The organism is Mycobacterium sp. 852014-52144_SCH5372336, assembly GCF_001665615.1.
Lineage (GTDB): Bacteria > Actinomycetota > Actinomycetes > Mycobacteriales > Mycobacteriaceae > Mycobacterium > Mycobacterium neumannii_A.
Genome location: NZ_LZSW01000065.1, coordinates 17,920 through 37,167, shown reverse-complemented (window position 1 = coordinate 37,167; position 19,248 = coordinate 17,920). Strand labels below are relative to the sequence as shown.

Genomic DNA, 19,248 nt, shown 5'->3' with positions numbered 1-19,248 from the left:
TTACAGCGTTTTGTGCACTCTCGCGGCGGCAACCCTCACCCGGTGCGTAACTTTCATAGCTTTCCTAACGATATGGCTGAAGGATTCGCATCGGAAGGGAAGCAGTGACGAGCCACGCCACGACAACGGCCGCCGATCCCGCCGCCGGCGGCAGTGAGATCGGCCCGCGGCGCCGCAACGCCATCTTCGTCGCGGTGCTGCTCGGGATGCTGCTGGCCGCTCTGGACCAGACGATCGTGGCGACCGCACTGCCGACCGTGGTCGCCGACCTCGGCGGTGCGGGCCACCAGTCGTGGGTGGTGACGAGCTACCTGCTGGCGTCCACCATCGTCACGGCCGTCGTCGGCAAGCTCGGCGACCTGTTCGGCCGCAAGAACGTCTTCGGCGTCGCCGTGCTGTTCTTCTTGGCTGGTTCGGTGTTGTGCGGGATGGCCGGTTCGATGACCATGCTCGTCGCCTCCCGGGCGCTGCAGGGCGTCGGCGGTGGCGCCATCATGGTCACCGCGATGGCGTTGATCGGCGAGGTCATCCCGCTGCGCGATCGCGGTCGCTACCAGGGCGCCCTCGGCGCGGTGTTCGGTGTCACCACCGTGATCGGGCCGCTGCTCGGCGGATTCTTCACCGACCACCTCACCTGGCGGTGGGCGTTCTGGATCAACGTGCCGGTCGCGCTCGTGGTGCTCGCTGTCGCGGCGGTGGCCATCCCGCCGCTGGCCAAATCCGGGAAGGCCGTCATCGACTATGCGGGCATCGTGTTCGTCGGACTGGGCGCCTCCGGGTTGACGTTGGCCACGAGTTGGGGCGGCAGCACGTATCCGTGGTCCTCGACGCCCATCATCGCGTTGTTCGTGGGCTCGTTCGCGGCCCTGGCCGTCTTTGTGTGGGTCGAACTTCACACCGCCGAACCGATCCTGCCGATCCGGTTGTTCGCCAGCCCGGTCTTCACCGTGTGCTGCATCCTCGGGTTCATCGTCGGATTCGCCATGCTGGGCGCGTTGACGTTCCTGCCCACCTTCATGCAGTTCGTCAACGGCGTCTCGGCGACGACGTCGGGTCTGCGCACGCTGCCGATGGTCGCCGGCATGCTGATCACCTCCATCGGAAGCGGCCAGATCGTCGGGCGCACCGGCAGATACCGGATCTTCCCGATCGCTGGCACCGCGACCATGGCGGTGGCGTTCCTGTTGCTCTCCGGTATGGATGCGGCGACACCGACCTGGCAGCAGTCGCTGTATCTGTTCATCCTCGGCACCGGGATCGGACTGTGCATGCAGGTGCTCGTCCTCGTCGTGCAGAACACCTCGAGCTTCAGCGACCTCGGCGTGGCCACCTCCGGGGTCACCTTCTTCCGGACCATCGGAAGTTCGTTCGGCGCAGCGATTTTCGGCAGTTTGTTCGCCAACTTCCTCGCCGACCGGATCGGACCGGCACTGGCCACCAGCGGTGCGCCGGCGCGCGCAGCGGAGTCACCACAGCTGCTTCACACGCTGAGCCCGCAGATGGCCGCGCCGATCGTCGAGGCCTACGCCGACTCACTGGGTCGCGTGTTCCTGTTCGCGGTACCCGTGGCGATCGTCGGCTTCGTCGTCTCGCTGTTCCTCAAGGAGGTACAGCTGCGTGAGGTGGAGACGGTGTCGGCCTCGGACCTGGGCGAGGGCTTTGGGATGCCGAGCACCGAATCGCCCGAGAAGATCCTCGAAGTGGCCGTCGGCCGGTTGTTCCGGGATTCGCCGGAGATCCGGCTGCGCAGCCTGGCCCGCGAACCCGGATGCGACCTCGACGTCAGCCAGATGTGGGCGCTGCTTCAGATCTACCGGCAGAACCAGGTGTTCGGCTCGGCGACGCTGACCGACATCGCCGAACGGCTCCGGGTGCCGCACGAGATCATCGAGCCGACGTTCGACGATCTGGTGCGACGCGGCCTGGCGCTTCGCACCGACGAACGGCTCTGGCTGACGCAGAACGGGATCCGGCAGGTCGACGCCATCTCGACGGCGATCGTGGGCCGCATCGTCGAAAAGTTGGGCACCTCGCCGTCCTTCGAGGGGCGTCCGGACCGGTTCCAGGTCGAGGCCGCATTGGAGCGCATTGCGCACCGAATGCTTCTGCAGCGCGACTGGACCGACGACCGCGCCCAGCTCGTCACCACCAGGTGATCGTGCAGGTCCGAAACTAGAACGCGTTCCAATTCGACGGCGGCGAGCGTACGATGCGGCCATGAGTCGAATTGGGGATTTCGCCGACGATGACGCTGCCGCCTGGGTGACGATGTCGCCGGATATCGGCATCGCGATGGCCGGCTTCACCAATGCGGTTTACACGAAGAACCGGCTGCCGATGCGGGTTCGCGAACTGGCGCGCATGGTCATCGCTCTGGACAACGAATGCGTGGTGTGCCAGAACACCCGCGACTCCGAAGGTCTGGCGGCAGGCGTCGACGAGGACCTCTACGACCACGCCGCCGAATGGCGAACCTGGCCGGGCTACACCGCGCAGGAGCGGATCGCCGCAGAGTTCGCCGAACGGTTCGCCAGCGACCACACCGGCCTGCGCGACGACGAGGACTTCTGGCAGCGCTGCCGCGAGCAATTCTCTGACGAGTTGCTCACCGATCTGGCGCTGTCGTGTGCGATGTGGCTGGGCATGGGCCGCATGCTGCGCACACTCGACATCGGCCAAAGCTGCAAGATCACGCTGTAACTCGCGACAAGGCGCGCACAATGGCTGCGGTGAGCTCGACGACAGCCAAACCACTCGCGGCGGCGGCGATCGCCCAGCTCGAGGCCGACGGGGTTGCCACCCTCATCGGGACGATCATCAACGCCGCCGGACTCACGCTCGCCAAAACCGTGCCACTGCGCCGGATGGGCACCTTCGCCGACCCAGGGCTCGGGGCCAGCCCCGTGTGGCACGTCTTCGCCATCGACCAGAGCGGCATCGTCTTTGGTGACAAGATCGGCGTGGTGGGGGACCAGCGGATCCGGATCGACCTCGGCGCATTGCGGATCCTCGGTGACGGATTGGCCTGGGCGCCAAGCAATTTCTTCAATCAGGACGGCACCCCGGACGCCTACTGCACCCGTGGCGCCCTCGGCCGGGTCGCGGATCGGTTGTCCGAGGCGGGAATCAGCACGGTCGTGGGCCACGAGATGGAGTTCATGCTCGTCGGACCCGACGGCAACCGGTTGCCGTCGCACCTGTGGGCCCAATACGGCCTGGCCGGGGTCTTGGAGTTCGAGGGGTTCGTCCGCGACGTCACCAACGCGGCAACCGCATCGGGCGTCGCGATCGAACAGTTCCACCCCGAGTACGGCGTCAACCAGTTCGAGATCTCGCTGGCCCCCCTGCCGCCCGTTGCGGCGGCCGACGCCCTGGTGCTGATGCGGATCATCATCGGACGGGTCGCGCGGCGGTACGGGATGCGGATAAGCCTGTCCCCGGTCCCGTTCGCCGGAGAGGTCGGATCGGGTTCGCATCAGCACTTCTCGATGACGCGTGATGACGCCCCCGTGTTCTCCGACGGAGACGGTGTCAACGGTTTGACACCCGAGGGGGAGTCGGCGGTGGCAGGGTTGCTCGCCGGCCTTCCCGAGGCTCAGGGCGTGCTCGCCGGTTCGCTGTTGTCCAGCCAGCGCATGCAACCGGGCCTCTGGTCGGGGGCTTCGGTCTGCTGGGGCACCGAGAACCGCGAGGCGGCAGTGCGTTTCCTGATCGGCGGCGTCAGCAACCCGTCGGGGGCCAACGTCGAGGTCAAGGTCGTCGACCCGTCGGCCAATCCGTATCTGGCGACGGCGGCGATCCTCGGGCTCGCCCTCCACGGGATCGAACGCCAGCTGGCACTACCGCCGGAGACGACGGTCGATCCCGCAATGCTGACCGATGAGCAACGACAGTGCGCCGGCATCGTGATGATGGCCCAGAACCAGGCCGAGGCGATCGACGCACTCGAGCACTCCTCGCTGATGCGGTCCATCCTCGGCGATGCGGTCGTGGATGCCGTGGTCGCGGTGCGCCGCTACGAGCACGATAACTTCGCCGACCTCAGCGCCGAGCAGGCCGCCGAGAAGTTCCGATTAGCCTGGAGCGTCTAGGTTTCCGCGCATTGCCACGCGCCCTCAGAGCTGCGTCAGATCAGTCCGGTCGCGTCGAACACCCATGACATGTCGGCGTTGGCGAAGTCGTCCATCCACGTGGCCGGCGCGTTGTTGGCCAGCGCGCCCATGTCCCAGTAGTCCTTCCACAGCGTGATCTTGCCGTCCTCGACGCGATGCACGCTGACGAATTTCAGTACGGCCGATTCACCTGTGGCCCAGTGCCATTCCTCGGAATGCTCGTACATCACGTCCGCACCGTTGTCGACCAGCAACCCCGTGAAGTTCTCGTAGGAGGCCAACGGCTCCAAGCCGATCTTGAGCCGCTTGACGATGTCCTCCGGCCCACGCGCAGCGGCCGCCGGACCTACGGGCACGTCGAGGTAGATGCAGTCGTCGGACAGAAAGGTCTTGACCGCCTCCCAGTCGCGCGCCGACAGCGCCTTCCACATGCCCAGAACCGTATCCTCAACCGACACTGGCCAATTCCCCTTCCTGCTCGACGAGCGCGGGCGCCTTGTGCGCTGCGCGCAGGAACCGTCCGGTCCGCCGTTTGCCGACGAGATGCGTCGGCTTGCCGTCGAGGAAGACCGCGCGGCCGCCGACGAACACACCCGAGACAGTGTCGTCGTTGCGGTTGACCATGCGCGACAGCCCGCCGTAATGGTCGACGCGCTCTTCTGCGTAGCGGTCCAGCGAATCGTCGAGGTGTGCGGGGTCGACGATCACGATGTCGGCGCGGTCGCCGATACGCAGGTGCCCGGCGTCCAGGCGATACCAGTCGGCCAGCTCACCGGTGAGCCGGTGCACCGCGTGTTCGACCGTCATGAACGGCTTCCCGGCGCGTTCGGCGCTGTACACGTGGCGCAGCAACCGCAGACCCATGTTGTAGAACGCCATGTTGCGCAGGTGCGCACCGGCATCCGAGAAGCCCATCTGGATGCCGGAATCGGCGGCGAGCTTCTTGAGCACCTCGGGGCGATGGTTGGAAATCGTGGTGCGCCATCGCAGTGCCGTGCCGTGTTCGAGCACCAGGTCGAGGAAGGCGTCGACGGGATGCACACCGCCGCGCTCCTGACCGACCAGACCGAACGACTTGCCGACGATCGATGTGTCCGGGCACGCGACGATCTCGGCGTCGAAGAAGTCGCGCTGCCACACCCGGATGCCGAGCTTGCTCTCGTACTCCTTGCGGAATCGGCGCCGGTAGGCCGCATCGCGCATGAGCTCGTTGCGCTCGACCTCGTCGCGCAGATGCAGCGCCGCCGCGCCCGCGCCGAATTCCTCGAAGACCACCAGATCGATGCCGTCGGCGTAAACCTCGAAAGGGACCGGCAGATGCTGCCAACGGAAGTTGCCGCCGAGCCTGTTGACCAGCCGCGCGGCCGGACCGAGCGCGTGGATGCTGTACGGGTTCGATTTCACGTCCGCGGCCGACAACAAGCTGGTCTTGAGCGGATTGCGGATGAGGCCCAGCGACTGCGCCAGCTGTGAGCCGAGGTTGAGCGGGTTCTCGATGTCGGGGCCGGACTGCAGAACCCGGCCTGCGCGTCGCAGCAACGCCTTCAACCGACGCAGCTCGCGCGGTTTGGCGTAGGTCGACGGGAGGGTCCTCGACCGGCACACGTCACCATCGAGCTTGTCGAAAAGCAGCTGTTGCGACGACATTCCGACGAATCCGGCCTCCAGCGCCTCCGACAGCCAGCACTCCATCTGAGCTTGCTCGGCCTCGGTGGGGCGCTGGTCCTTACGCGTGGCGCGGTCGAGTCCCATGGTCGCGGCGCGCATGTCGGAGTGACCGATGAATGCCGCGATGTTGGGGCCGAGCGGCCGGGATTCCAGAGCTTGGATGTATTGCTCGCAGTTCGACCAGGTCTTGTGCTCTTCGACCGCGGCGATCACGTGGTCACGGGGGATCGCCTCGACCCGACCGAAGATGTCACCGGCGTCGCTGGCGTCGACGTGCACGGTAGACAGCGAGCAGGACCCGAGCATCACCGTGGTCACGCCGTGGCGCAGCGACTCGGCGAGGGCGGGACCGTTGAGCACTTCGACGTCGTAGTGGGTGTGGATGTCGAGCATGCCGGGCATGACCCACTTACCGGTCGCGTCGATGACTTGCGGGCAACCGGTCGCGTCGAGATCGTCTTCGCTGACCGCCACCACACGCCCCGCGCGGATACCGAGGTTGCGGATCGCCGACGGAGCGCCGGTGCCGTCGAACCAGAGGCCGTTGCGGATGATCGTGTCGTAGCTCACCCCGCCATAGAACAGCCCGGCGATTGCCATGTCAACGAAATCTGTGAACAGATTCGTGGATTTGTCTACTGTGCTCGCTGACGTGCATGTATCCGACGATGTCGCTGCCTCGTGCGAGGGTTCCGGCGGTGTCCGTATCGGGGCATACTCGCTGGGATGACCCCCCTCCAGCGGTACATCGCCGAAGAGATCGCCACCGACCACGTCGACGGTCTGCTGTCGCGGCGGGAGGCGCTGCGCCGGTTGGCGCTGCTCGGTGTCGGCACCGCGGGCGCCACCGCGTTGTTCGCCGCATGCGGCCAGAACCGGGAGCCGACGGCCGACGCCCCGGCCACGTCGAGCGGCGCCGTCATGGCCAGCGCCCCGCCGCCCGGCAGCGAGACAGAGGTGGCGACCACACCGGTCAGCTGGGCTGGGCCTCGCGGCGAATTGCAGGCCGCTTGGGCCCAGGCGCCGGACGTCCGCGGCGGCGTGCTCGTCATCCACGAGAACAAGGGGCTCAACGACTACATCCGTTCGGTGGCGGGTCGCTTCGCCGGAATCGGCTACTCAGCGCTGGCGATCGACCTGCTCTCGGCGAAGGGCGGGACATCGACGTTCGCCGATCCCGCGGAGGCGACCGCGGCGCTGGGCAAGATCCCGCCAGAGGAAGGGGTCGCGGATCTGAAATCGGGCATCGACGAACTGCAACGACGCGTTCCCGGCAAGAAGGTCGCGGCGGTCGGCTTCTGCATGGGCGGTGGTTATGTGTGGCGGTTGTTGGACTCCGGTGAGCCTCGGCTGTCGGCGGCGGTCCCGTTCTACGGGCCCACACCCGACAACCCCGACTTCTCCGGATCGAAAGACGTTGCCGTGCTGGGGATTTATGCGGCCCAGGATCAGCGGGTGAACGCCACCGAACCCGTCGCGCGGGCGGCGCTCGAAAAAGCCGGTCTGGTTTTCGAGTTGGTCACCGAACCCGACTCCAACCACGCATTCTTCAACGACACCGGCGAGCGTTACAACGCGACCGCCGCGGCCGACGCGTGGCACCGTGTGCAGGACTGGTTCACCCGATACGTCGCCTGAGCCCATTCCCGCGACCGTGCGTGCCTGCACACGACACGCCGCGGAAAATCAGCCTTTTGCGCACCGTCGCGGGCCGACGAATGTGCGCAAACCCCGCCACCGTCCGCACAGTCACCGGTAGTTCGTCTGCCCGCCACCGACTCGTCAACGCCAGCACACAGCCCACGGTCACATTCAGCGCATGCGCGTCGTGCAGATCGCCGATTTCTACGGCCCGCTCTCGGGTGTCCTGCGCACAGCGGTCGATCGCCTCGTCGCCGAGTACCGAACGCTCGTTGACCCGCGACGGTGCGCAAAGTGCGGATCTAACGCGGCGTGTCGTCAGCAGACCCGCACGCTCGCGTAACAGGGATGGTGCACGGTCGCCGAAAGGGGGCACGCGCACGTGTGGCCTTGGCCTACGATCCGGAGATGATCAGGTCGCTGATGGTCGGGGTCTTCACCGTCGCGCTGAGCTGTGCGTCGGTCACCGCGACGGCAGCCGCGGACCCGGACGAGCCGCCCTGCTCCTTCACCCTCTCCGCCCCGCACGTCGTGCACGTATCAGGAACGGACATGGTGGCGGTGACGATGTCGCCGTCGAACTGCGACGGCGGCACCCCGTATCAGTCGATCGCCTGCGTCGAACTCCAGGGCAACGCGGGGCCGGAGAACTGTGTGCAGAACAACGGGCTGTTGACAGCGCGGGCGTACTACTCGCCGTATCAACCGGGCGCGACGTACGTGGCGACGGGTCGGGGTTGCTCCACCTCGGGCAATCCGCCCGAGCCGGTCTGCGAGCCGTCCGGACCGTTGACCGCGACGCTCTAGCATCGCCCAACAACGGGAATCCTGAGCTCCGCTCCGCAACAACGCTTTTGGTTGCTCAAGCGGGTAATTCCGTCGGCCGGGGGGCCGAAATCCCTGCCAGACAGCTGCGGGCGAGCCGCCATCGACTCAGCGAGCGCTGTCCCTATGGCGGCCGCCCCTAACTGTCTGACCATCGGCCGTTTAGCCGGATGGCTGCCCGGGCACACGCAGAATTAGCGGGTTCGTCAACGAGCCGGCTCGACAGACCAGAGGAGCCGACATGGATAACAACGCCATCGTGTGGATCATCGTCGCCATCGTTCTGATCGCCGCGATCGTGGCGGTGGCGCTCCTGGCGCGCAACGCGCGCAACAAGCGCCGCCGCATGGAAGCCGATCGGCTCCGCACGGAGGTCGACGAAGAGTCGCATCATCTCCGCAAGCGCGAGACCGTCGCGCAGGAAACCGAGGCTCGCGCCCGTGCCGCACAAGCCGAAGCAGAGGCGAAAGCCGCCGAGGCGGCCCGGCTGCAGGATGCTGCCCACACGCACCGCAACGCGGTCAACACCAAGCGCGACGAACTCGATGAACAACGCGCCCGCGCCGACGCCCTGGACCCGCAGACGCGAACGTCCGACTCGGTCGCCGATCCGTCGACCACCAAAACCGATGGCGTGCGAGACGATCGAACCACGCGTGCCGAGCCGAACCGGGCCCCCGAGCAGCACCACCGCTCGTGACCGAGCAAGCCAAGACCGCATCGGCCGTCCTCTTCGATATCGACGGGACGCTGATCGACTCGAACTACCTGCACGTTCATGCCTGGTACCGGGCATTTGAGGAGGCCGGTCACCCGGTCGAGGCCTGGCGCATCCACCGCTCCATCGGGATGGATGGCACGACACTGGTCAACACGCTGGGAGCAGAGGCTGACGAGGAGACCCGTAGCCAGGCCAAGGATTTGCATTCGCGCTACTACAAGGAGTTGGCGCCGCACCTGAGGCAACTGCCGGGCGCACGCGGACTGCTCGAAGCGGTGCACAAGCTCGACATCCGGGTTGTGTTGGCGACCTCGGCACCGGAAGAGGAGCTGTCGGTGCTGCGCGAGGTGCTCGATAGCGACCACCTGGTGTACGCGGTGACTTCCTCGGAGGATGTGGACACCGCCAAACCCGAGCCCGACATCGTCGAGGTCGCTCTCGAACGCGCAGGGGTGACGGCCTCGCATGCCGTCTTCGTCGGCGACACCATCTGGGATGTTGAAGCCTGTAAACGCGCAGGTGTCGACAGCATCGCGGTGCTCAGCGGGGGAGTCTCCCGCAGTGAGCTCGAAAAGGCCGGAGCACAGCGGGTTTTCGGGCACGCGCTGGAACTCTGCCAGCATCTCGACGACACACCGATCGCCGCGCTGGCCAATATCGTCGGCGCCCGCTGAGCCGCGCCCGGCGTCAGCGGGGCAGCGCGTAGCGCAAGATCGCGGCGACGCCGTCGGCCGGATCGATGCGCTCGTCGGTGCGGATCAACGCGGCTCCGGTGTTGATCGCCGCCATCGGCAGCGCCTCGTCGGCCCGCAGGGTCTGGCTCGGGGCCTTGCCCAGCTCGGAGAGGACGTTGGCGTTCGGCGCGATCGTGGCCAGGTCATCGCCGGCCACGACGGTCGCGTCGCCGACGTCTCCGATGATCAGGGTGTCGACGGCGCCCGCCCGCAAGGCCGCCGTCACGCCGTCCAGCCCTTCGGTCGCCATGCCCTCGCCGCGCCCGAGCTCGGCGGTGAAGCGTTGTGCGGCCTCGTCGATCGCCGCCACGCGGCGACGCTGAAACTCCTGGTCGATCTCGTGCTGCAGGTCGGCGTCGTCGAACCCGCTGTGCCGCGCCCCGACGCCCACGTCGACCACCAGCGAAGCGACTCGCTCGGGTAGTTCCCCAATCAGGTCGGTGCGCGACTGAACCTCGCCGACGACGAATACGACTTCGGGTTTGGCGTCGTCGACCAGCGTGGTCAGCTGGCTTGCGACCGCCCGGATGTTCTGTTGGCGCGCCTCATCGCTGGTCCGCTGCGGATCGCCATATCCCGGGGTGTCGGCGCCCGAAGCCTTGTGCACGGGGTAGGCATCCCCGTCGACGGTGTCCGAGACCGCGGTGCCCTCGCGGTACAGCGTGATGTCGCCGCCCTCGTAGTCCACGATCACCACGGCGTACGTCGGTCGGTCGAGGCCGTGCTCGACGACCGGGACGATGTAGGGCAGTGCCGACACCCGGACGACAGGCTCGATGGGCCGAATGAGGTGTTCGTTGACCAGGACACCGTCGGCGCTGGCCACGACCGCGCGACCACTGGGCCCGACCGGAGGAGCCGCATCCGTGATGGCCTGCTCGATGCTCTCTGTCACCGCCGGATCGGCGCCCTGCTCCTCGAGCTGCTCACGCAGCGCGCGCCACTTCAGGTCCATCTGGGCCGCCGCGTCGGCGGTGTTGTGGGAATCGTCGAAGTACACCGACGCATACGGGCCGTTCGAAGTCAGCAGGGTACGAAAGTGTTCGGGATGCATGGCCGTTGGTTACCCATGGAACGCCTGACGACACAAGTGATCGGCCAACCGGGCTGCGAACCATGTCACCGCCTGCGGCGCGACCCAGTCGTGACGAGCTCAGCGAGGCGGTGTCCAGGACACCGGCAGTCGCTTGATCCCGTGGATGAACGGCGACAGTAACCGCGCCGGTTCCTCGGTGGCGGCGATGTCGGGTATCTGCCGGTGCAGTTCCTCGAAGACGACGCTGATCTCGCGCCGGGCTAGGTTGGCGCCCAGACAGAAATGCGCTCCACCGCCGCCGAATCCGGCGTGCGGATTGGGGCTTCGTGTCACGTCGAACGTCCAGGGGTCGGCGAACTTGTCTTCGTCGCGGTTCGCCGAGCAGTACCAGAGCGTGGCCTTGTCTCCGGCAGACATCGTGACGCCGCTGAGTTCGCAGTCTTCGGTCAAGGTGCGGCGCATGTAGTTCACCGGGAACGCCCACCGGACGATCTCCTCGACGGCGGTGGGGGCAACGGTCTCGTAGTTCGCCCACCACCGCTCGCGTTCGCGCGGATAGCGGGTGAGCGCGAGCACGCCGTGGCTGATCGCGTTGCGGGTGGTCTCGTTGCCTGCCACCACCAACAGGATGAAGAACGACGCGATCTCGGCCGATGTCAGACGTTCTCCGTCGACTTCGGCCTCGACCAGCGCGGTCGTCAGATCCTCCTGGGGGTGGGCGCGCCGGTCTTCGGCGTGTGCGGTCGCGTAGGCGCCGATGTCCATCGCGACCTTGACGAACTCCTCGTAGTCCTGCGCGATGTCTTTGTCCCCGAAGCCGAGGATCACGTTGGTCCAGTGGAAGATCTGCTGATGGTCGTCCTCGGGGATGCCCATCATGTCGCAGATCACCTGCAGCGGCAGTGGTCCGGCCAACTCCGCGACGACCTCCCCGTGTCCGTCGGGATGTTCGGCGATCATCTCTTCGACGAGGCGCCGGGCGCGATCTCTGACCGAGGCCTCGGTGAGTGCGACCACCCTGGGGGTGAAGGCCCGGCTGACGATGTTGCGCAGCCGCAGGTGTCGTGGGTCGTCGGTCACGATCATGGAGCCGAAGTACTCGGACAATTCCGGGTTCGCGTCGTTGATGGTGACGCTCGGACTCGAGCTGAAGATATGCGGATGTCTGCTGGCGTACCAGACGTCGTCGAACTTGGTGATCGCCCAGTGGCCGGGACCTTCGGCCACACCGGGGGTTTCCAGCGGTGCGTGAAACGAGACCGGCGCTTCGCGGCGCAGCGTGGCGAATGCGCCGTCACGGAAGTCGTCGGGTTGCACCCAGAACTTCCAGGAACCCAGGTCGACCTCGGACAACGGCACCTCGGGCGGAGGTGTGCCGTTGACCCTGATCATGTGCGCGCCGAAGGTGGGCGGTGTCGCGGTGTCCACCCGCCCGAGGGTAGGCCGATTATTGACCGCAGAAGCCGAATCCCGAACACGTGGCCAAATGGATTATGACAACTGCCAGTTCATGTTCTTGGCGAACACGCGGGCGTCGTCGGAGATGGTGCCCAGTTCGTGACAGCGCTGGATGTAGCCCTGCACCATCACCAGGAAGTTCATCGGGTTGTAGGCGTCCTCTTCGTAGCTCCACTTCCCGTCGCCGGCGTACCTGAGAACGGTGATCACGGGGGTGCCGTGCACGCTGCCGTCGCCGGGATCCTTCATCGTGTTGACGTTGCGGTTGATCACCCAGCCCTTGTCGACGTCGATCGAGTACCACTCGACCGGATAAAAGGGCATCTCGCTGCCGGGGAACATGTTCATCGTCGAGACGATCCAGTCACGGATGGTCTCCCTGCCCGCCATGTTGCCGAGGGCATGTTCGACGTAGGTCGCGTCCTCGGTGAAGTGATCGGCATAGCTCGACCAGTCCCACGTCTTGCCGATGTCGACGACCGCGTCCTGATAGGCGTGAAACGCCTCGTCGATCTCCTCACGTGACCACTGACCCATTGCAGGCTCCTCGGCTCGCGGCGCAACTGGCATTGTTCTACCAAATGCGCCGGCCCCACCGGGGCGGATTGACCACACCGTCAAAGTCCGCATCTGCGAGCAGATCCTGTCTCACGCGGTTCGAGTACGCCTCGCCAAACCGACAGTTGGTTCCCAGAAGTCAAGCAGCACAAGGGAATCAATGCCGCAGCGACATCACGTCCGAGGCAAAGTCAATGCGTCGAACTCACATCGCGACCACGCTGGGCCGCGATAGTGTGCCCGCATGCCCCTCGGTATCGACGCCCAAGTGCTGGAGGAGATGGCACCGCTGCTTGCCGCGGTCGGCGACGTCGACCCCGCCCCTGTCGGCGATGTCGACTTACGGCGCGTCAACGGTCACCGGATGTTCGACACCGTCGCGGGCCAACGGGGGCCCGCCACCGGCGTGGAGGTCACGCGGCACTCGCTGACTACCGATGACGGGGCAACGCTGGCGCTCGGCTGGTATCAGCGGGCGGGGGAGCAGCCGGGCAGCGCCGCGCTGTACCTGCACGGCGGCGGAATGATTTTCGGCCTTGAACACGTCGGAAGCCTCTACGACCTCGCAGTGCGGGACTACGTAGCAGCCTCCGGGGTGCCGATGCTGATGGTCGACTACCGGGTCGCTCCCGAACACCCGCACCCCGTACCGGCCGAGGACTGCTATGAGGCACTGTGCTGGCTGGCCGGCAACGCTTCGACGCTCGGCATCGAACCCGACCGGGTCGCGGTCATGGGCGACAGCGCGGGCGGCGGCCTCGCCGCGGGTGTGTGCCTGCTGGCGCGCGACCGCGGCGGCCCGGCAGTCGCACAGCAGCTACTGATCTATCCGATGCTCGACGACCGCCCCGGGACACCGGATCCCGGCCTGCTGCCGTACCTGACGTGGACGTACGACGACAACGCCACCGGGTGGGGCGCACTGTTGGGTGAGGACGCCGGATCGGCCTCCGTGTCGCCGTACGCGGCACCTGCCCGAGCCACGGACCTGAGCGCACTTCCCGACACCTACATCGACGTGGGCGATCTCGACATCTTCCGGAAGGAAGACGTCGCCTATGCGACCCGACTGGCCGACGCCGGAGTGCCCACCGAACTGCATGTGTACCCGGGTTGCCCCCACGCGTTCGAGGCCCTGGCCAGAAACGCCGGCGTCTCGCAGCGGGCGATCAGCGATCGCGTCCGGCGCCTGCGCAGCCTGTAATCCGCTGGCGGACAACGTTTCCTGCTCAGCTACCCTCGGGCGCCTCGACCACCGCCTTGATGCGCTCGAGCGTCTTGCGCATGTCGCGGATGTTGCGCCTGCGCCGAAGCTGGCCTCCGAACACCGAGAACAGCTTCATCAGCAGCGAGTCGTTGAGCCGGAAAGACTCGGTGACCTCAGTACCGCCGTCGACGGGGGTGAGCCGGTAGTGCCAGTTGTTCACGGGCTTGTCTCCAATGAGCACCGCGAAGCCGAATTCCCGGTTCGGTTCGCAGGCCGTCACCTCACACGTCGTCCAGTAGACGGGCCCGATCTCGTTACGTTTGACGTGGCCCCGGAACCGGGCCCCCAGCGCGGGACCGGTGGCACCACCGAGCCACTCGGCCTCCATGACTTCGGGGGAGAATTTGCCGGTGTTTCGCACGTCGGCGATCAGGTCCCAGATCCGCTCCGCCGGCGCCGCCATCGACACCGTCACCGCTCCGTCCACCGTTTCCTCGCTCTCTGGCAAGCGTTTTCGAGAACCCTAGCGCCCCGTGCACCGACGCCGCCCCGAAAGCACGCGCAAGTACGATGTCGGCGACGTGAAAATTCGATTCGGGATCGGGCTCGGCGCCGACATCGGGCCGCAACAGCTGCCGGACATCGTCGACCAGCTGGAAGACACCGGCGTCGACTCGCTGTGGTTTTCCGAACTCGTGTACTCCGAGGCCGTCGATCCGTTCGTCGGAATGGCTTTCGCTCTGGCGCGCACCCGCAGCTTGAAGGTCGGTACGTCGGTCGCGGTGCTACCGGGACGGCACCCGGTGCTCGTCGCCAAGCAGCTGGCCTCACTCGCGGCGTTAGCGCCCAAACGGGTGCTCCCGGTCTTCGGGTTGCGGTCCGCCATCGCCGCAGAACGCGAGATCTTCGTGGTGCCCGACGGGGCGCGCGCCGCGGTGTTCGACGAGGCGCTGCGGCTGCTTCGTGCGGTGCTCGAACACGACGACGTCTCGTTCGACGGCGACTACTACACGGTCTCGTCGGCGGCGGTGGCACCCCGGCCCGTCAAGCCGCTCGACATCTGGCTGGGCGGGTCGGCCCCCGCCGCGTTCCGGCGTATCGGCCGCCTGGGCGACGGTTGGCTCGGCAGCTTCGTCACTCCCGCCGAGGCGCGTCGAGCCCGACAGGCGATCCAGCGCGCGGCCGAGGATGCCGGGCGAGAGGTCGAGCCGGACCACTTCGGCATCAACCTGGCCGTCGCCGACGGCGCAGCGTCGCCGCAGATGCTGGCGGCGATCAGCCGGCGCCGGCCCGATGTCGACCCCTCCGAGCTGATCGCCGACGGTTGGCCGCAGCTGCACCGGCAACTCGACGCCTACCTGGACGCCGGCCTGACCAAATTCGTCATCCGTCCAGCGGGGCGCATCGCGATGGCCGAATTCGTCGACCAGTTCGTCGTTGAGCTGCTCCCACGGCAGAACTGACCGTCGCCGTGCACCGCCTCATCGCGACGAGATGTCGCCGTACAGGTCGGGCCAGGGCGGGCGTCGCACCATCGCCACCCCGGCGAGCGCTGAGGTCACCAGCCCGACCAGGATTCCGGCCAGCGTGATGCGGGTCGCGTCGACCGCTGGTCGCCATACCGCATCGCCGTCCTTGATGACGAACACACCGGCCGGCCTGCTCGTCACCTTGACGTTCGGCTCACCGCCGCGCCTGGCTCGGCCGCGGACTTCAGCGACGGGGAGGACGGTGGTGCCGTCGGCTGTCTCGTAGGGCTCGCCGAAGACACGCGAGGCGTTGGGATCGAAGTCGAGGCTTTCGAGCAATTCCGGACGTAGATCCATGGCGTCATGCTTACTACCCGCAGGCGAGCGGGGCAGCGGATCTCGCGACGAGGCGCGACGCGGTGGGTTATTCCAGCGGCAGGTCGTCGTCGGGGATCGGCACCTCGATCGCCTGATCGACCAGATCAGCTTCGTTGGCGTCCCACGTGCGTTCGCGGGAGATCGCCGAGGCGTCCTGCCAGGTGTCCTGGTCGTCGGGGTACACCGGGGTGCGCTGGTCCGCCACGTCGGCTTCGGGAATGGCATCGCCGAACGCGAGGCCGTCAGGTGTGCTCATGATCGGTCTCCGTTCTCGTTGAGGGTTACCCGTATGGGGTCCAACTTTAGTGCGGACGACAGCCATGCGGCGATACACACGCTTGACCAGGGCAATGACGGCTGCATCCAGGTGCTGTGCGTAAACTGCCTGCGACGGGGGAGGCTCTCGAACCGTGCGGAGCTTCGACCTGACCCAATTCGACGCCAGGGGCTGACCGTGCCAGAAAAATCCACCGATACCGCCCAGGACCTCACACCGCATTTCGAGGATGTGCAGTCGCACTACGACTTGTCCGACGAGTTCTACCGGCTGTTCCTGGACCCGACACAGACCTACAGTTGTGCCTTTTTCGAGCGCGACGACATGACCCTCGAGGAAGCCCAGCTCGCCAAGATCGATCTTTCGCTGGGCAAGCTCGGCCTGCAACCGGGTATGACGCTGCTCGACATCGGATGCGGTTGGGGCGGGACGATCAAACGGGCGTTGGAGCGCTACGACGTCAACGTGGTGGGCCTGACGCTGAGCAAGAACCAGCAGGCCCACGTGCAGAAGGTGCTCGACGGCATCGACAGTCCCCGCAGCAAGCGGGTCCTGCTCCAGGGTTGGGAGCAGTTCCACGAACCGGTCGATCGCATCGTGTCGATCGGCGCGTTCGAGCACTTCGGCCGCGACCGCTACCCCGAGTTCTTCAAGATGGCGTACGACGCGCTGCCCGCCGACGGAGTGATGATGCTGCACACCATCGTCAAGCCCGACGATGAGGAGTTCGCGGAGCGCGGTCTGCCGCTGACCATGACCAAGCTCCGGTTCTTCAAATTCATCATGGACGAGATCTTCCCCGGCGGGGATCTGCCCCAGCCCGTCGCGGTCAAGAGGCACGCGACCCAAGCGGGATTCAAGGTGGGCCTGGTCCAGCCGTTGCGGTTGCACTACGCCCGCACGTTGGACCACTGGAGCGCCGCGCTCGAGGCCCACAAGGACGAGGCGATCGCGATTCAGTCCGAAGAGGTGTACGACCGGTACATGAAGTACCTGACCGGCTGCGCCGACCTGTTCCGCGAGGGCTACACCGACGTCTGTCAGTTCACCCTGACCAAGAGCTAACGCCGACGCAGTGCCCGCCACAGCCGCAACGGCAGCAGGCCGAGTAGTGGCGCGCGCTTCCCGAGGTCGTCGGTATCGCGTTTGTTGAACGCTTTGGCGTATCTGTGCGCGTCTTCGGCGGTGGCGTATTCCTTGGCGCCCTGCGCCTCACCACACCGCTCGCACTTCCACCGCATGATGCGGCCATCAGCGCGGAACGTCGGATTGTGCCCGAATATGCTGCAGCCCAAAGTCATTGCTGTGATGTTTCCGGTGGCATACCGACCTTGCCACGGGGATGTCGGGCGATTCGGTTCTCCGCCAACGCCGCCCGCATCGCCTTGCGGAACTCGCCGGGTCCCCAATACCGCGCACCGACCGCCCTGTGCAGTTCACGCACGGACATCGGTTCGTGCTCGCTCACCGCGCGCGCGATGGTTTCGATCTCGTGGTCGAGCGCCGACTCGGGCACACCGGGCGTCGGCGGCTCACGCCATGCCCCATACCAGCCCGCCGCCGGGCCGGGCCGGTAGCGCCGCGCCTGGCTGGCTGCCCGCTCACGTTCGGTGCGCTCGGCGATGCGCGCCTGGCGGGCCGCGCGTTCCTCGTCACGCTCCGAAGGCGCTTCGGACCTCTCCTCGTCTTCGTCGGCGGTCGTCAGCGGCATGGCGAGGTCTTCGAGTTTCTGACCTTCGGCCTTCACACCGAATATCAGCTCGACGACGCCCCCGACGGCCATCACCGCCGCCCCGATCAGGAAGCTGACCGCGACGAGCCCGCGATCGCCGGATTCGATCAGTTGGCCGAACAGTAGCGGTCCGGTGATACCGCCGATGGCCGTGCCGACCGCGTAGAAGAACGCGATCGCCAAAGCCCGCGTCTCCATGGGGAAAATCTCACTGACGGTGAGATATGCGGCGCTGGCTCCCGATGAGGCGAGGAAGAAGCACACACCGAGCACGGTCATGAAGACCCACACCCCGCCCGTCTGAGACACGAACAGCACGGTCAGCGCCACAGCCACGCTCGCCGAACCCAGATATGCGAACGCGATCATCGGTTTTCGGCCGATCGTGTCGAAGAACCGGCCGAGCAGGATCGGGCCGGCGAAGTTGCTCAACGCCCAGAGCGCGTAAAAGATCGGGACGGTGCCCGACGCAACATCGTAGAAACCACTCAGCAGGGTGCCCAGGTTGAACGTGAACGCGTTGTAGAGGAACGCCTGCCCGATGAACAGCGCGAGGCCGAGCACGGCCCGGCGGGGATACTTCGTGAAGGCCACGTGGGCAATCTCCCGGAAGGGAATCGCCTTGCGCTGACGCACGGTCAGCGTGCCCTCGGGTTCCTCGAGGGTCTGCCCAGTCTCGCGTTCGACCTCGCGCTCGATCTCGCCGACGATGCGTTCGGCTTCGTCCTCGCGACCGTGAATGAACAACCACCGCGGGCTTTCCGGGACGTTTCGCCGCACGACGAGAATCACGAGGCCAAAGACGGCGCCGATACCGAACGCGATGCGCCAACCGATGTCGGCCGGGAAGATCGCGGTGTTCAACAGCACCAGTGCGCCTGCCGCACCGCCGGCGGCGCCCAGCCAGTAGGAACCGTTGATGATCAGGTCGACGCGGCCACGGACACGCGCGGGGATCAACTCGTCGATTGCGGAGTTGATCGCGGCGTATTCACCGCCGATACCCGCGCCGGTGAAGAACCGCGCTATGTAGAAGTACCACGGCGCGAACGCGAAAGCCGTTGCCACCGTGGCGGCGAGGTAGACCGCGAGGGTGAGCAGGAACAGCTTCTTGCGGCCGAGCCGGTCGGTGAGCTGCCCGAAGAACAGCGCACCCAGGCATGCGCCGGTGATGTAAATCGCGGCGGCGATACCGATTTCACCTGCGGTCAACTCGATCCCGCTGCCGCTCTCGGTCAACCGAGAGGCGACGTTGCCGACCATGGTGACCTCGAGGCCGTCGAGGATCCACACCGCACCGAGTCCGATGACGACGCGCCAGTGGAATCGCGACCACGGCAACCGATCCAACCGGCTCGGAACCTGCGTGGTGATCGTGCCGGTTTGCACCCCAGAACTCATCGGCAGCCTCCTCGACCGTGGCCCAATCGGC

General features: G+C 66.5%; 21 protein-coding genes. 11 read left to right on the top strand and 10 right to left on the bottom strand.

Annotated features, from left to right (window positions below):
* The first annotated feature begins 104 nt into the window (after positions 1-104).
* From A5759_RS23660 to A5759_RS23650, 3 genes are all read left to right on the top strand, one after another.
* Positions 105-2,156: an MDR family MFS transporter gene (locus A5759_RS23660; protein ID WP_064418620.1), complete on the top strand. Its 2,052-nt coding sequence runs from the start codon at positions 105-107 to the stop codon at positions 2,154-2,156.
* Between the two features lie 61 nt (positions 2,157-2,217).
* Positions 2,218-2,700, top strand: coding sequence for a carboxymuconolactone decarboxylase family protein (locus A5759_RS23655; RefSeq protein ID WP_064425493.1), 483 nt, complete (start codon positions 2,218-2,220; stop codon positions 2,698-2,700).
* A 20-nt stretch (positions 2,701-2,720) separates the two neighbouring features.
* Positions 2,721-4,091, top strand: coding sequence for a glutamine synthetase family protein (locus tag A5759_RS23650; protein WP_082962260.1), 1,371 nt, complete (start codon positions 2,721-2,723; stop codon positions 4,089-4,091).
* A gap of 35 nt (positions 4,092-4,126) precedes the next feature.
* Here the strand turns inward: A5759_RS23650 and A5759_RS23645 are convergent, their stop codons facing one another.
* Positions 4,127-4,543, bottom strand: coding sequence for a nuclear transport factor 2 family protein (locus A5759_RS23645; RefSeq protein ID WP_174522744.1), 417 nt, complete (start codon positions 4,541-4,543; stop codon positions 4,127-4,129).
* Positions 4,544-4,559: 16 nt separating this feature from the next.
* Positions 4,560-6,380, bottom strand: coding sequence for an amidohydrolase family protein (locus A5759_RS23640; protein WP_064393759.1), 1,821 nt, complete (start codon positions 6,378-6,380; stop codon positions 4,560-4,562).
* 126 nt (positions 6,381-6,506) lie between these two features.
* Between A5759_RS23640 and A5759_RS23635 the strand changes: the two genes are divergently transcribed.
* From A5759_RS23635 to A5759_RS23620, 5 genes are all read left to right on the top strand, one after another.
* Positions 6,507-7,418 (top strand): dienelactone hydrolase family protein, encoded by a 912-nt coding sequence (locus A5759_RS23635; protein ID WP_068201680.1) that lies wholly within the window; start codon positions 6,507-6,509, stop codon positions 7,416-7,418.
* 181 nt (positions 7,419-7,599) lie between these two features.
* Positions 7,600-7,764, top strand: coding sequence for a hypothetical protein (locus tag A5759_RS26015; RefSeq protein WP_156617011.1), 165 nt, complete (start codon positions 7,600-7,602; stop codon positions 7,762-7,764).
* 65 nt (positions 7,765-7,829) lie between these two features.
* Positions 7,830-8,228, top strand: a complete 399-nt coding sequence (locus A5759_RS23630; RefSeq protein ID WP_064394150.1) for a hypothetical protein — start codon at positions 7,830-7,832, stop codon at positions 8,226-8,228.
* 259 nt (positions 8,229-8,487) lie between these two features.
* Positions 8,488-8,946 carry a hypothetical protein gene (locus A5759_RS23625; protein ID WP_068201678.1) on the top strand — a complete coding sequence of 153 codons (459 nt, stop codon included), beginning with the start codon at positions 8,488-8,490 and terminating at the stop codon, positions 8,944-8,946.
* Complete coding sequence (locus A5759_RS23620; RefSeq protein WP_068201676.1) at positions 8,943-9,641, top strand: HAD family hydrolase; 699 nt, start codon at positions 8,943-8,945, stop codon at positions 9,639-9,641. The genes A5759_RS23625 and A5759_RS23620 overlap by 4 nt, the downstream gene beginning before the upstream one ends.
* A 13-nt stretch (positions 9,642-9,654) precedes the next feature.
* Here the strand turns inward: A5759_RS23620 and A5759_RS23615 are convergent, their stop codons facing one another.
* The 3 genes from A5759_RS23615 to A5759_RS23605 form a co-directional block, all read right to left on the bottom strand.
* Positions 9,655-10,755 carry a hypothetical protein gene (locus A5759_RS23615; RefSeq protein WP_068201673.1) on the bottom strand — a complete coding sequence of 367 codons (1,101 nt, stop codon included), beginning with the start codon at positions 10,753-10,755 and terminating at the stop codon, positions 9,655-9,657.
* A gap of 99 nt (positions 10,756-10,854) precedes the next feature.
* Positions 10,855-12,129, bottom strand: coding sequence for a cytochrome P450 (locus A5759_RS23610; protein ID WP_068201893.1), 1,275 nt, complete (start codon positions 12,127-12,129; stop codon positions 10,855-10,857).
* Positions 12,130-12,228: 99 nt separating this feature from the next.
* On the bottom strand, positions 12,229-12,732 hold the full coding sequence (locus tag A5759_RS23605; protein ID WP_068201671.1) for a nuclear transport factor 2 family protein: 504 nt from the start codon (positions 12,730-12,732) through the stop codon (positions 12,229-12,231).
* A 265-nt stretch (positions 12,733-12,997) separates the two neighbouring features.
* Here A5759_RS23605 and A5759_RS23600 point away from each other — a divergent pair, with 265 nt between their 5' ends.
* On the top strand, positions 12,998-13,957 hold the full coding sequence (locus A5759_RS23600) for an alpha/beta hydrolase (protein ID WP_064418627.1): 960 nt from the start codon (positions 12,998-13,000) through the stop codon (positions 13,955-13,957).
* Between the two features lie 25 nt (positions 13,958-13,982).
* Here A5759_RS23600 and A5759_RS23595 read toward each other — a convergent pair whose 3' ends face one another.
* Entirely contained in the window at positions 13,983-14,423 is a 441-nt protein-coding gene (locus A5759_RS23595) for an SRPBCC family protein (protein WP_369816266.1), read from the bottom strand.
* A 118-nt stretch (positions 14,424-14,541) separates the two neighbouring features.
* Between A5759_RS23595 and A5759_RS23590 the strand changes: the two genes are divergently transcribed.
* Positions 14,542-15,423, top strand: coding sequence for a TIGR03854 family LLM class F420-dependent oxidoreductase (locus A5759_RS23590; RefSeq protein WP_064394152.1), 882 nt, complete (start codon positions 14,542-14,544; stop codon positions 15,421-15,423).
* Positions 15,424-15,441: 18 nt separating this feature from the next.
* On the opposite strand, the gene A5759_RS23585 is transcribed toward A5759_RS23590, so the two are convergent.
* Together A5759_RS23585 and A5759_RS23580 are read right to left on the bottom strand one after the other, a co-directional pair.
* Positions 15,442-15,786, bottom strand: coding sequence for a hypothetical protein (locus A5759_RS23585; RefSeq protein WP_064393766.1), 345 nt, complete (start codon positions 15,784-15,786; stop codon positions 15,442-15,444).
* A gap of 67 nt (positions 15,787-15,853) precedes the next feature.
* Positions 15,854-16,063 (bottom strand): hypothetical protein, encoded by a 210-nt coding sequence (locus A5759_RS23580; protein ID WP_064418629.1) that lies wholly within the window; start codon positions 16,061-16,063, stop codon positions 15,854-15,856.
* A gap of 198 nt (positions 16,064-16,261) precedes the next feature.
* Here A5759_RS23580 and A5759_RS23575 point away from each other — a divergent pair, with 198 nt between their 5' ends.
* Positions 16,262-17,149: a cyclopropane mycolic acid synthase family methyltransferase gene (locus A5759_RS23575; RefSeq protein ID WP_064393768.1), complete on the top strand. Its 888-nt coding sequence runs from the start codon at positions 16,262-16,264 to the stop codon at positions 17,147-17,149.
* Here the strand turns inward: A5759_RS23575 and A5759_RS23570 are convergent.
* Both A5759_RS23570 and A5759_RS23565 read right to left on the bottom strand, forming a co-directional pair.
* On the bottom strand, positions 17,146-17,385 hold the full coding sequence (locus A5759_RS23570; protein ID WP_064418630.1) for a DUF1660 family phage protein: 240 nt from the start codon (positions 17,383-17,385) through the stop codon (positions 17,146-17,148). The genes A5759_RS23575 and A5759_RS23570 overlap by 4 nt on opposite strands.
* Complete coding sequence (locus A5759_RS23565; RefSeq protein WP_068201670.1) at positions 17,382-19,217, bottom strand: MFS transporter; 1,836 nt, start codon at positions 19,215-19,217, stop codon at positions 17,382-17,384. The genes A5759_RS23570 and A5759_RS23565 overlap by 4 nt, the downstream gene beginning before the upstream one ends.
* Positions 19,218-19,248: the final 31 nt, after the last annotated feature.